Below are 12,326 nucleotides of genomic sequence, written 5' to 3'. Positions count from 1 at the left end.
GGGCTACTCCTCGTGCCGGGCCCTGCTCGGCTGCACCCGCTTCGGCTCGCCCGGCATCTTCGGGTACTCGGGCGGATACGGCAGGTCGCCGAGGCCGTGGTCGCGCTCGTCCTGGTCGGCGAGGGCGAGGAGCGCCTCCAGCGAGTGCCGGTGCTCGTCCATGCCCGCGTGGACGTCGCCGACGTCGGCGAAGCGTCCCGGCATGGTGGCGAGGTCGAAGTCCTCGGGACGGGCGTCCTCGACCTCGTCCCACCGCAGCGGCGCGGACACGGGGGCGTGCGGGCGGGCGCGGAGCGAGTAGGCGGAGGCGATCGTGCGGTCCCTCGCCGTCTGGTTGTAGTCCACGAAGATCCGCTCCCCGCGCTCCTCCTTCCACCACGCCGTCGTGACGGCGGCCGGCATCCGCCGTTCCAGCTCCCGCCCGACGGCGATGGCCGCCCTGCGCACCTGCGTGAAGGTCCAGCGCGGCTCGATGGGCACGAAGACGTGCAGCCCGCGCCCGCCGGACGTCTTTGGCCAGCCTTCGAGTCCGCCGAACTCGTCCAGCAGCGAGCGGAGTTCGTGGGCGGCGCGGACCGCGTCCGCGTAGTCGGTGCCGGGCTGCGGGTCCAGGTCGATGCGGAGTTCGTCGGGGTGGTCGAGGTCGTCGCCGCGCACGGGCCAGGGGTGGAAGGTGAGGGTGTTGTACTGGGCCGCCCAGATGACGGCGGCCACCTCCGTGGGGCACATCTCGTCGGCGGTGCGGCCGCTGGGGAAGGCGATGGTGGCCGTGGGGATCCAGTCGGGATGGTTCTTCGGGGCGCGCTTCTGGTAGAAGAACTCGCCGGCCGCCCCTTCCGGGTAGCGCTGGAGGGTGGTGGGGCGGTCGCGGAGGGCGCGGAGGATGCCGGGGCCGACGGCCACGAAGTACTGGGCGACGTCGAGCTTGGTGAAGCCGCGCTCGGGGAAGACCACCCGGTCCGGACTGGAGAGACGTACCGTCCGCTCCCCCGTGTCGATGTCCACGGCCGCGCTCTTGCCCTTGGCTGCACCCATGCGAGCCACGCTAAGCGTCTCGGACATTCGCCGCACATCGGACGATAAGCCCCGTTCTGGCGCCGCGGCCGCGCGGTTGCCCGCCCGGGTGGGGGCCGATTTCGCCGGTGGTCCCGCCTTCGGCAGGATGGGGGTCATGACCGAGATCCGCACCCCCCGCCTCATCCTGCGTCGCTGGCACGACGACGACCTCGCACCCATGGCGGACATCAATGCGGACCCGCGGGTCATGCGCTGGGTCGAGGGCGGCCCCGTGCACGACCTGGACAGGACCGCGGAGGACATCGAGCGCTGGGAGGAGGAGTGGGACGACGAGGGCTTCGGGCTCTTCGCCGTCGAGCTCCTCGCCTCCGGCGAGCTCGCCGGCTTCACGGGCCTCTCCGTCCCCGAGTTCCTGCCCGAGGTCCTGCCCGCCGTCGCGATCAGCTGGCGGCTCGGCTCCCAGTTCTGGGGCCAGGGCTACGCCTCCGAAGCCGCACAGGCCACCCTGGAGTTCGCCCTCCAGGACCGCGGCCTCGACCGCGTGATCAGCATCGACCGGATCGGCAACGAGGCCTCCGCCAACGTCGTCCGGAAGCTCGGCATGGCCCTGGACCGCGAGACCACCCACCCGGTGACCGGCGACCCGCTGCACGTCCACTCCATCGACCTCACCGAGTACGAGGGCTGACGGGGAGCACGCGAGCGGCTGGACCTCCTCCCCCCGTTCCAGCCCCGCTGAACAGGCGGTCAGCGGGGGTGCCGCCTAGATTTGAATCATGGATCTGCCGGTCATGCCGCCCGTGAAGCCCATGCTCGCCAAGCCCGTGAAGAAGATCCCGCCGGGCATGCAGTACGAGGCCAAGTGGGACGGGTTCCGCGCGATCGTCTTCCGTGACGGGGACGAGCTCGAGCTCGGCAGCCGCACCGGCAAGCCCCTGACGCGCTACTTCCCCGAGCTGGTGGCCGCGCTGCGCGAGCGGCTGCCGGGGCGGTGCGTGCTGGACGGCGAGATCGTGATCGCCAAGGAGGGACGCCTCGACTTCGACGCGCTCACGGAGCGCATCCACCCCGCCGCGTCCCGCGTGGCCACGCTGGCCGAGCGCACCCCCGCCTCCTTCGTGGCGTTCGACCTCCTCGCCCTGGCGGACGAGGCACTGCTCGACGTACCCCTGTCCGACCGGCGCGCCCTGCTGGTGAAGGCCCTGTCCGGCGTCACGGCGCCCGTGCACGTGGCACCGGCGACCACGGACCCCGACGTGGCACAGGTCTGGTTCGAGCGGTTCGAGGGCGCGGGGCTCGACGGCGTCATCGCCAAGCCCCTGGACCTGCGCTACCGCCAGAACGAACGCCTCATGTTCAAGATCAAGCACGAGCGCACGGCGGACTGCGTGGTCGCGGGCTACCGGTTCCACAAGAGCGGGCCCGTCGTCGGCTCGCTGCTGCTCGGGCTGTACGACGACGGGGGCGCCCTGCAGCACGTCGGCGTGTGCGCGGCGTTCTCGATGAAGCGCCGTGCCGAACTCATCGAGGAGCTGGAGCCGCTGCGCATGACGTCCGCGGCCGGCCACCCGTGGTCGTCCTGGACGGACGAGACGGCCCACGAGACGGCCCGCATGCCCGGCGCCCCGAGCCGCTGGACGGGCAAGAAGGACCTGTCCTGGGTGCCGCTGCGGCCGGAGCGGGTCTGCGAGGTGGCGTACGACCACATGGAGAACGGGCAGCGCTTCCGCCACACGGCCGCCTTCCGCAGATGGCGCCCGGACCGCACCCCGGAGAGCTGCACGTACGCCCAGCTGGAGCAGCCGGTGCGGCACGCTCTCGACGACGTGCTGGGCGCGGCGGACTGAGTGCGGGGCGCACGCCCGGCACCGTGCACCCGTCCCGATCACGCCAACGACTCCGATCACGCCAATGTTCTGTTCAGCTCCCCCGCATCTTCCGCCCCTTCGGCCGTGACCGTAGGCTCCTGCGCCTGACACGTCAGTTACCGACGGTAAGGGGGGCGGGGCATGGGGCACAGTCGTGCCGAGGCGAGCGCGGTGGGGACCACGGCGGGGAGCACGCGGCGGGGGTTCGTCGCGGGGGCCGCGGCGGTCGGCGGGACGGCCGCGCTGGGAGTCGGAGCGGGGGCGCTGCCCGCGGCGGCGGCCGCGCCGGGCGCCGCGGACGCGCCGCGGGTGAAGCAGACCGTGGCGGTCCTCGGCGGCGGCGTCGCCGGACTCACCGCGGCCCACGAACTGGCGGAGCGCGGCTTCGCGGTCACCGTCTACGAGCGCAGGGCGCTCGGCGGGAAGGCCCGCAGCATGGACGTACCGGACAGCGCGAAGGGCAACCGCAAGCCGCTGCCCGGCGAGCACGGCTTCCGCTTCATCCCCGGCATCTACCACAACCTGCCGGACACGATGCGCCGCATCCCGTTCCCCGGGAACGCGAACGGCGTGTGGGACAACCTGGTCGCGCCCCGCGAGATGTCGTTCGCGCGCACCGGCCGCGAGGACATCAGGATGCCGATCCCCTGGCCGGGTCACGAGCCGGAGAAGCTCACCCTGGACGACATCCGGCGGGCGCTGACCGCGCTGCTCGACACCGCGTTCAACCTGCCGGCCCACGAGGCCGCGTACTTCGTGAACCGCGCCCTCGTCTTCTTCACCAGCTGCGACGAACGCCGGGACGACGACTGGGAGTCGACGCCCTGGTGGGAGTTCACCTGCGCCGAACGGATGTCCAAGGACTACCAGCGCATCCTCGTGATCGGCGTGACCCGCAACATCGTGGCGACCAAGGCCGAGGAGGCCAGCACCCGCACCGTCGGCACGCTCGGCGAGGCGTTCGTCCTCAACGCGCTCGGGCAGGGTGCGGACGGCCCGCCCGACCGCATCCTGAACGCGCCGACCAACGAGGCGTGGATCGACCCGTGGGTGGCCCACCTCACCTCGCTCGGCGTGGAGTTCCGCATCGGCTGGACCGTGCGCGAGCTGGGCTTCGGCGACGGCCGCATCACGAAGACCGTCGTCGAGGACCCCGACGGCGTACGACGCGACATCACCGCCGACCACTACGTCCAGGCCATGCCGGTCGAGCACGCGCGCCGCACGTGGAGCGCCGCGCTCAAGGCGGCCGACCCGCAGCTGGCGCGCTGCGACAAGCTGGAGACGGACTGGATGACGGGCATCCAGTTCTACCTGACGGAGCGTCCGCCCGTAGTGAAGGGCCACTTCAACCTCATCGACTCCCCGTGGTCCCTGACCGGCATCGCCCAGGCGGGGCACTGGCCCGAGCGGGACTTCCCCGCCGACTACGGCGACGGCGTCGCGGTCGAGTGCCTGTCGGTCGACATCTCCGAGTGGGACAGGCCGGGGATCCTGTACGGCAAGACGGCCAAGCAGTGCACCCGCGAGCAGGTCGCGAAGGAGGTGTGGGCGCAGCTCAAGGCCGCCCTCAACGACACCGGCAGGACGGTCCTCAGCGACAGCAAGCTGCACTCGTGGTTCCTCGACCCGGGCGTGGACAGCCTCGGCACGCCGAACCCCACCAACGAGGACCAGCTCCTGATCCACCCCGTGGGCACGTTCCACAACCGCCCGTCGGCCGCCACGAAGATCCCGAACCTCTTCCTCTCGGGTGACTACGTCTCCGTGGACATCGACCTCGCGACGATGGAGGGCGCCAACGCGTCGGCCCGCCAGGCCGTCAACGCCCTGCTGGAGCAGGTGGGTTCGGAGCACGAGCCGTGCACGGTGGCGCCGCTGTACCGCGTCCCGGCGATCGAGGCCCTCAAGCGCGTCGACCGCACCCGCTACCGGCTCGGGCTGCGCAACGCCCTCGATCTGGGCTGAGGGGCTGCGATTCCGGGCGCGTTCGGGGTAGGACTTCCGCATGAGACGGCGGACGCGCACAAGGGCCGGGACCGGAGCCGGGGCGGCGGTGGCGCTCGTCCTCGCCACCCTGGTCTCCGGCTGCACCATCGAGCCCGCCGACGGAAAGCATCCATCGGCGGGGAAGGGCGGCGACGTACTCGCCGTGAAGATCGACAACGTCACCCCGGCGCGCCCGCAGACCGGCCTGGACGCCGCGGACGTCGTCTACGTGGAACAGGTGGAGGCGGGACTCAGCCGCCTCATGGCGGTCTACGCCACCCATCTGCCGCCCGTCGTCGGCCCCGTGCGCAGCGCGCGCGAGACGGACCTCGAACTCCTGCGGCAGTACGACCGGCCCGCGCTCGCGTTCTCCGGGGCGCAGTCCAAACTTCTGCCCCTGATCGCCGGCGCGCCCGTACGCGCCCTGCCGCCGGGCAAGGCACCCGGCAAGGCGTACTACCGGGGCGGCGGAAAGCCCGCGCCGCACAATCTCTTCGTACGCCCGGACGCCCTCGAGGTGGACCCGCGGGAGGGCGCTCTGGCCGACGCGGGGTTCCGGTTCGGGCCGCGCCCGAAGGGCGGCACACCGCAGACGCGGCGGACGGTCCGTTTCCCCGCGGCGCGCTTCACCTTCGACTGGGTGGAGTACGAGGGGCGCTGGCGCGTCGCGATGGACGGCGCACGGGCGCGGACGTCCGGCGGCAAGGAGCTCGGCCCGTCGACGGTCGTGGTGCAGTACGTGAAGGTGCGGTCGTCGCGCTTCCACGACCGTGCGGGCAGCGTCTCCCCGTTCACCGAGACGGTAGGCGAGGGCTCGGCGAGCGTGCTGCGGGACGGGCGCGCCTACGAGGCGCGGTGGAAGCGTCCGACGGCCGAGTCCGGTACGGAGTTCACGACGGCCGACGGGCGGCAACTGCCGTTCGCGAAGGGGCAGGTGTGGGTCGTGTACGCGAAGGCCTGACCGCTCAGGCGGGGTTGCGCAGGTCCTCCGCCGCGTCCGCGACCCGCTGGATCAGGTCGAGGAAGACGGACTGCTCCTCGCTGGTGAGCGGGGCGAGGAGGACCTGGTTCATCCGGGCGGTCCGCACGGTCAGCGCGCGGTGCGTGCGCCGGCCCTCCTCGGTGACGCGCAGCAGGCAGCGCCGGCCGTCCCGCGGATCGCGCTCCTTGACGAGCAGCTCCCGGCGGATCAGCCGGGCGACGACCTCGGCGATGGTCGACCGGTCGAGGCCCACCCGCTCCCCCACCGTGCGCTGATCGAGGCCGGGTTCGGCGACGAGCGCGTTGAGGACGGCGTACTGCGGCGAAGTGATCTCCTCGGACACCATCGTGTTCCACATGAGGTGGTGCGCCTGTTGCAGCCGCCGGGCCAGGTGCCCGGGGTGGGTGGCGAGGTCCACGGCCTCCACTCCGGCTCCCTCCGCTTCAACTGGCGACCTCTTGCACGGTAGTTCGGCCCACCCTATCCTCGCCGAGATAGTCAGTGCCCTGAGCATTCTGGAGACGGAGGCCGTGCGGGTGGACAAAGTAGTGGCCACGGCCGCCGAGGCGGTGGCCGACGTGCGCGACGGCGTCTCGGTCGCGGTCGGCGGTTTCGGGCTGAGCGGTGTGCCGAACGAGCTGATCCGCGCGCTGCACGCCTCCGGCGTCTCCGGTCTGCACGTCGTGTCCAACAACTGCGGCGCGCTGGACTCGGGCCTCTCCGTGCTGCTCGCGGCGGGCCGGATCGCTCGCGTGACCGGCTCCTACATCGGCGCCAACAAGGAGTTCGCGCGGCAGTACCTCGGCGGCGAGCTGGAGGTCGAGCTGATTCCGCAGGGCACGCTCGCCGAGCGGCTGCGTGCGGGCGGCGCGGGCATCCCCGCATTCTACACGCCGGCCGGGGTGGGCACCCAGGTCGCCGAGGGCGGCCTCCCGCTGCGTCACGACGGGCACGGCGGGGTCGCGCTCGCGTCCCCGGCGAAGGAGGTCCGGGAGTTCGACGGCACGCCGTACGTCCTGGAGCGCGCGATCCGCACCGACTTCGCGCTGGTCCGCGCGGCGCGGGGCGACCGGCACGGCAACCTCGTCTTCAGCAGGTCCGCCCGTAACTTCAACCCCCTGGCCGCGATGGCGGGACGCGTGACGGTCGCGGAGGTCGAGGAGCTGGTGGAGCCGGGCGGCATCGACCCGGACGCGGTGCACCTGCCCGGGATCTTCGTGCGCCGGGTGGTGCCACTCGCCCCCGAGCAAGCTGCCGACAAACGGATCGAGAAGCGGACGGTGCGGGGCTGATGGCGTGGACCCGCGAGGAGATGGCCGCACGCGCCGCGCGCGAACTCCGCGACGGCCAGTACGTGAACCTCGGCATCGGCCTGCCCACGCTGATCCCCGGCCATCTGCCGCCGGGCGTGGAAGTCGTCCTGGAGTCGGAGAACGGCATCCTCGGCGTGGGCCCCTACCCCACCGAGGCGGAGGTCGACCCCGATCTGATCAACGCGGGCAAGGAGACCGTGACCGTGCTGCCCGGCGCCTCCTTCTTCGACTCGGCGCTCTCCTTCGGGATGATCCGCGGCGGGCACATCGACGTCGCCGTCCTGGGCGCGATGCAGGTCTCCGCGCGCGGGGACCTCGCCAACTGGGCGGTGCCCGGCAAGCTGGTCACCGGGATCGGCGGGGCGATGGACCTCGTGCACGGCGCCCGCACGGTCATCGCCCTCATGACGCACACGGCCAAGGACGGCTCACCGAAGATCCTCGGGGAGTGCACGCTGCCGCTCACCGGCAAGGCCTGCGTCGACCGGATCGTCACCGACCTCGGCGTCCTCGAGGTGACGGAGCGCGGCCTCGAGCTGGTCGAGACGGCACCCGGAGTCACCGCCGGGGAGATCGCGTCGAAGACCGGGGCGGAGGTCCACGCAGCGCTGCGCCGACCCGTCGGAGAACGTCACTTCGTCGTACGGAGCCACAAGAAATGACCACCCTCACCACCACCGGGGCGGAGTCCGGACACCACCCGCCCCGCGACTACCCGCCGTACCGCAGCAGCCGACTCCGCCACCCGAAGCGGCCGTTGATCCCGGTGCGCGACCCGGAGGCCGTGGAGCTGAGCGGTCCGGCCTTCGGAGTCACCGACGTCGCCGCCCTCGACAGCGACCTGACGCGGCAGCATCCGGGCGAGCCGCTGGGCGAGCGCATCACCGTGAGCGGCCGGGTCCTCGACCGCCGAGGGCGCCCCGTGCGCGGCCAGCTCGTCGAACTGTGGCAGGCCAACGCCTCGGGCCGGTACGCGCACCAACTGGACCGGCATCCGGCGCCCCTCGACCCGAACTTCACGGGTTTCGGCCGCTGTCTGACCGATGACGACGGCACGTACTCCTTCACGACCGTCAAGCCGGGCGCCTACCCCTGGCGCAACCACGCCAACGCGTGGCGTCCGGCCCACATCCACTTCTCGCTCTTCGGCACGGCGTTCGCTCAGCGCCTGGTGACGCAGATGTACTTCCCCGGCGACCCGCTCTTCCCCTACGACCCGATCCTGCGCTCGGTGGGCGACGAGTCGGCGCGGCAGCGCCTCGTCTGCGCGTACGACCACGATCTGTCCGTCCCCGAGTGGTCGCTCGGCCACCGTTGGGACATCGTCCTGGACGGACCGTCCGCGACGTTCTTCGAGGAGGGCGACGACTAGTGGCCCCCTACCCCACGCCCTCCCAGACCGTCGGCCCCTTCTACGGCTACGCGCTGCCTTTCCCGCGTGGTGGCGACGTGGCGCCCGACGGGGACCCCGAGACGATCACGCTGCACGGATACGTGCTCGACGGCGAGGGGCAGCCCGTGCCCGACGCCCTGATCGAGACCTGGCAGCCGGGCCCCGACGGCTCACGCGCGGGCGCCCCCGGTTCGCTGCGGCACGACCCCGTGACGGGGCGGTCCGTCGGGCGGGACGGGGTCGCGTTCACCGGGTTCGGCCGGGTACCGACCGACGCGGACGGACACTGGGCCGTGCGGACGCTGCCGCCGGGCGGCGTCTCGTACATCTCGCTCGCCGTCTTCGCGCGCGGTCTGCTGCACCACCTCTATACGCGGGCGTACGTGGTGGACGAGCCCGGCGACGCGCTGCTCGGCTCGCTCCCGCCGGAGCGGCGGGCCACCCTGGTCGCCCGGAGCGAGGCGCCCCGGACGTACCGGTTCGACATCCGTCTCCAGGGAGAGGACGAGACGGTGTTCCTGGAGTTCCCGCCCGGGCCCGCATGAGCGGCCTGTTCTCTCCGGGCTCCGTCGGTTCACCCGTGGTCGACGCCACATCCGACCGGGCCTTCCTCGCAGCGCTGCTGGCCGCCGAGTCCGCGTTGGTGCGCGCGCGGGCCGCGGTGGGTCTCGCGCCGCCGGGCGTGGCGGCGGCCGTGACGGACGTGGCGGCGGACGTCGGCCTGTTCGACGTGGAAGACATCGCCTCACGCGCGCGGGAGGGCGGAAATCCGGTGATTCCGCTGGTGGCGGCGTTGCGGGCGGCGGTGCCCGCCGACGCCGCCGCCCACGTGCACCGGGGGGCGACCAGCCAGGACATCCTGGACTCGGCGTTGATGGTGCTGTCCGCACGGGCGCTGGACCTGATCCTGACGGATCTCGCCCGCACGGAGCGTGCGCTGGCCCGCCTCGCCTCCGACCACCGGGACACGGTCATGCCGGGCCGCACGCTCACGCAGCACGCCGTCCCGACGACGTTCGGCCTCAAGGCGGCCGGCTGGCGCTCGCTGCTCCTGGACGCACGGGACCGCCTGATCGACGTGCGCGCGAGCCTGCCGGCCCAGTTGGGCGGCGCGGCGGGCACGTTGGCGTCGTTCCGAACGGAGGGGGAGGTCGGGCGCGGAGGGGAAGCGCTCGTCTCCGCCTTCGCGAGTGAACTGGCGCTGTGCGCACCGGTGCTCCCGTGGCACGCACTCCGCACCCCCGTCGCCGATCTCGCCTCCGCGCTTGCGCTCACCGCGGGAGCGCACGGCAAGCCGGCGGCCGACGTGCTCACCCTCTCCCGCACGGAGATCGCCGAACTCTCCGAGGGCGAGGGCGGAGGCTCCTCCGCGATGCCGCACAAGGCGAATCCCGTGCGCGCCACGCTCATCGCGGCCGCCGCGCGCCGCGCTCCCGGCCTCGCGGCCACGCTCCACGCCTCGCTCGTCGCCGAGGACGAACGCGCCCCGGGCGCCTGGCACGCCGAGTGGGAACCGCTGCGGGACCTGCTGCGACTGACGGGCGGCGCGGCGAGGAACGGCGCGGAGCTGGCCGAGGGGCTGCGCGTGCACACGGACGCGATGCGCGAGAACCTGGCCCTCACGGGCGGGTTGATCACCTCGGAGCGGGTGGCGGCGCACCTCACGCCTGTACTCGGCAGCGCCGCCGCGAAGGAACTGCTGACCACCTCCGCGAGCCGGGCCCACGCCGAGGGCCGCACCCTGGCGTCCGTCCTCGCCGAGGAGCCCGCCCTCCGGGACTTCGACCTCACCGCGCTCACGGACCCGGCGCACTACACCGGCTACGCGGGCGAACTCACGGACCGGGCGCTGGAGCGGCGTTGACGGCGCCGAGCGGCCGTCCGCCGATGAGGGCGGCGGGGCGCACGCATGCGAACGCCCGCACCGAGGAACCCAGCCCGCGGAACCCGCTCGCGGAACCCGGCTTGCGGAACCCCACCCTCCTCGCCCACGCCCGCCGACGTCCACGCCGAGGGCCCGCCTTGCAAGACATCCAGTTCACCGCACGCACCGACCCAGCTCCGGAGCACCGTTGACCACCGAACCCAGCAGCAAACTGCCGCACCACACCGTCGAGGGCGTCGACACCGCCACCCCGCTCGTCCTCGGCCCCGCCCTCGGGACCTCCACCGCCCTGTGGGACGCCGTCGCCCCCGGGCTCGCCACGGCCCACCGGGTCGTGCGATGGGACCTGCCCGGCCACGGCCGGTCGCCCGGGCGTCTGATCGGACCCGGCGCGACGGTCGGCGACCTCGCCGGCCTCGTCCTCGCGCTCGCCGACTCGCTCGGCGTCGACCGCTTCGCGTACGCCGGTGTCTCGCTCGGCGGCGCCGTCGGACTGCACCTCGCGGCACGGCACCCCGAACGGGTGGCGCGGCTCGCCGTGGTCTGTTCCTCGGCGCACTTCGGCGGGGAGGCTCCGTGGCGGGAACGGGCCGCGCTGGCACGCCGCGAGGGGCTGGCCGGGCTTGCGGACTCCGCGCCCGGCCGCTGGTTCACGCCCGGGTTCACCGCGCCCCGCCTCGTGGCGGACCTCCGGTCGGCCGACCCCGCCGCCTACGCCGCGTGCTGCGAGGCCCTGGCGGGGTACGACATGCGGGGGTCGCTGGCGGCCGTCCGCGCGCCGACGCTGGTCGTCGCCGGGCACGAGGATCCGGCGACGCCGCCCGCCCACGCGCGGGAGATCGCCGAAGGCGTGCCGAACGCCACCCTGGTGGAGCTCGCGGACGCCTCGCACCTGGCACCCGCGGAGCGACCGGAAGCGGTCACGGAAGCGCTGCTCGCGCACTTCACGGGTGGCCCCGGTACGGGGGCGCCTGAGGCTGCCTAGAGCCCGGCGCGGGCCAGGAAGAGGCTCCTGAGGTGGGCCAGGCTCCGGTCCGCCGAGGGGCGCAGGGCCGGGGCGGCGGCGCGGGCGTCGGAGCGCAGCCGCTCCACCGCGTCGGGGCCGAGTGCCTCCGTCGCCTCGGTGACGAAGGACGGCTCGGCGAGCCAGTCGTCGAGGAGGTCGGGCGTGACCTCCAGGTGGAACTGGAGCCCCCAGGCCGCGGGGCCGGCCCGGAACGCCTGGCACTCGGTGGTGTCGGTGCGGGCGAGCACCTGCGCCCCGGGGCCGGGCACGATGCGGTCGCCGTGCCAGTGGAGTACGGCGGGCGCGTCGGCCAGCGGGCCGATGACGGGGTCGTCGCGGTCGACGTCGCGCAGCGGGGACCAGCCGATCTCGCTGCCGTGCCCGAGCTCGGCGCCGGTCCTGACGACCAGGCCCAGGGCGCGGGCGAGGAGCTGGGCCCCCAAGCACACGCCCAGCGTCGGAACCCCGGCCCGTACCGCGTCGACCAGCAGGTCCCGCTCCAGTTTCAGCGCCGGGTGGCCCGCCAGATCGTCGGCGTTCATCGGGCCGCCCATGACGACGAGGCCCGCCAGATCGTCGACGTCCGGCAGATCGCCCGCCGAAGCCCCGGGGACGTCCAACAGCATGCGTACGTCGACGTCGAGACCGCTGCCGTCCAGCGCGTCCAGGATGAGGCCGGGCTTCTCCACCTCGATGTGCTGGAGGATGAGGACGGTGCGGGCGGGCATGGGGCGGTCTCCTGAGGCGGGCGCGTACACGTAGGGGGGACGGCCTCGCGATCAGCTCGCTGGAAGCCCATGACAGCCTAACGCGCCTGGTCAGCCACCCTGCAAAGTGTTCCGCACGACCCCGTCAGCCCCTTCGGTCCCCGCG

General features: G+C 73.2%; 12 protein-coding genes and 1 pseudogene. 10 read left to right on the top strand and 3 right to left on the bottom strand.

Features of this window, described 5'->3' with window-relative positions; all coding sequences use genetic code 11:
- Nucleotides 1-3 precede the first annotated feature (3 nt).
- Nucleotides 4-1,035 carry a non-homologous end-joining DNA ligase gene (gene ligD, locus AC07DO_RS30565; protein WP_479063981.1) on the bottom strand — a complete coding sequence of 344 codons (1,032 nt, stop codon included), beginning with the start codon at nucleotides 1,033-1,035 and terminating at the stop codon, nucleotides 4-6.
- A gap of 136 nt (nucleotides 1,036-1,171) precedes the next feature.
- On the opposite strand from ligD, the gene AC07DO_RS30560 reads away from it, so the two are divergent.
- From AC07DO_RS30560 to AC07DO_RS30545, 4 genes are all read left to right on the top strand, one after another.
- Nucleotides 1,172-1,705 (top strand): GNAT family N-acetyltransferase, encoded by a 534-nt coding sequence (locus AC07DO_RS30560; protein ID WP_479063979.1) that lies wholly within the window; start codon nucleotides 1,172-1,174, stop codon nucleotides 1,703-1,705.
- A gap of 88 nt (nucleotides 1,706-1,793) precedes the next feature.
- Complete coding sequence (locus AC07DO_RS30555) at nucleotides 1,794-2,864, top strand: ATP-dependent DNA ligase (protein WP_479063977.1); 1,071 nt, start codon at nucleotides 1,794-1,796, stop codon at nucleotides 2,862-2,864.
- A gap of 162 nt (nucleotides 2,865-3,026) precedes the next feature.
- Nucleotides 3,027-4,853 carry a hydroxysqualene dehydroxylase gene (locus AC07DO_RS30550; RefSeq protein ID WP_479063975.1) on the top strand — a complete coding sequence of 609 codons (1,827 nt, stop codon included), beginning with the start codon at nucleotides 3,027-3,029 and terminating at the stop codon, nucleotides 4,851-4,853.
- 40 nt (nucleotides 4,854-4,893) lie between these two features.
- Entirely contained in the window at nucleotides 4,894-5,835 is a 942-nt protein-coding gene (locus tag AC07DO_RS30545) for a DUF3048 domain-containing protein (protein WP_479063973.1), read from the top strand.
- Between the two features lie 4 nt (nucleotides 5,836-5,839).
- Here AC07DO_RS30545 and AC07DO_RS30540 read toward each other — a convergent pair whose 3' ends face one another.
- Nucleotides 5,840-6,283 carry a MarR family winged helix-turn-helix transcriptional regulator gene (locus AC07DO_RS30540; protein ID WP_479063971.1) on the bottom strand — a complete coding sequence of 148 codons (444 nt, stop codon included), beginning with the start codon at nucleotides 6,281-6,283 and terminating at the stop codon, nucleotides 5,840-5,842.
- A 109-nt stretch (nucleotides 6,284-6,392) separates the two neighbouring features.
- Between AC07DO_RS30540 and AC07DO_RS30535 the strand changes: the two genes are divergently transcribed.
- The 6 genes and pseudogenes from AC07DO_RS30535 to pcaD form a co-directional block, all read left to right on the top strand.
- Complete coding sequence (locus AC07DO_RS30535; protein ID WP_479063969.1) at nucleotides 6,393-7,148, top strand: CoA transferase subunit A; 756 nt, start codon at nucleotides 6,393-6,395, stop codon at nucleotides 7,146-7,148.
- Nucleotides 7,148-7,831 (top strand): CoA transferase subunit B, encoded by a 684-nt coding sequence (locus AC07DO_RS30530; protein ID WP_479063968.1) that lies wholly within the window; start codon nucleotides 7,148-7,150, stop codon nucleotides 7,829-7,831. The genes AC07DO_RS30535 and AC07DO_RS30530 overlap by 1 nt, the downstream gene beginning before the upstream one ends.
- Nucleotides 7,828-8,541: a protocatechuate 3,4-dioxygenase subunit beta gene (pcaH, locus tag AC07DO_RS30525; protein WP_479063966.1), complete on the top strand. Its 714-nt coding sequence runs from the start codon at nucleotides 7,828-7,830 to the stop codon at nucleotides 8,539-8,541. The genes AC07DO_RS30530 and pcaH overlap by 4 nt, the downstream gene beginning before the upstream one ends.
- Nucleotides 8,541-9,107, top strand: a complete 567-nt coding sequence (pcaG, locus tag AC07DO_RS30520; protein ID WP_479063965.1) for a protocatechuate 3,4-dioxygenase subunit alpha — start codon at nucleotides 8,541-8,543, stop codon at nucleotides 9,105-9,107. The genes pcaH and pcaG overlap by 1 nt, the downstream gene beginning before the upstream one ends.
- Nucleotides 9,104-10,426 carry a 3-carboxy-cis,cis-muconate cycloisomerase gene (gene pcaB, locus AC07DO_RS30515; protein ID WP_479063963.1) on the top strand — a complete coding sequence of 441 codons (1,323 nt, stop codon included), beginning with the start codon at nucleotides 9,104-9,106 and terminating at the stop codon, nucleotides 10,424-10,426. Before pcaG ends, pcaB begins: the two co-directional genes overlap by 4 nt.
- A gap of 208 nt (nucleotides 10,427-10,634) precedes the next feature.
- Nucleotides 10,635-11,414: pseudogene (gene pcaD / locus AC07DO_RS30510) on the top strand (3-oxoadipate enol-lactonase); the annotation flags it as partial.
- Nucleotides 11,415-11,428: 14 nt separating this feature from the next.
- Here pcaD and AC07DO_RS30505 read toward each other — a convergent pair.
- Nucleotides 11,429-12,181 (bottom strand): type 1 glutamine amidotransferase, encoded by a 753-nt coding sequence (locus AC07DO_RS30505; protein ID WP_479063960.1) that lies wholly within the window; start codon nucleotides 12,179-12,181, stop codon nucleotides 11,429-11,431.
- Nucleotides 12,182-12,326 lie beyond the last annotated feature (145 nt).

Source organism: Streptomyces sp. NPDC045678 (assembly GCF_056432085.1).
The sequence above is the reverse complement of the archived record's forward strand: the minus strand, read 5'-3'. Positions and strand labels throughout refer to the sequence as shown.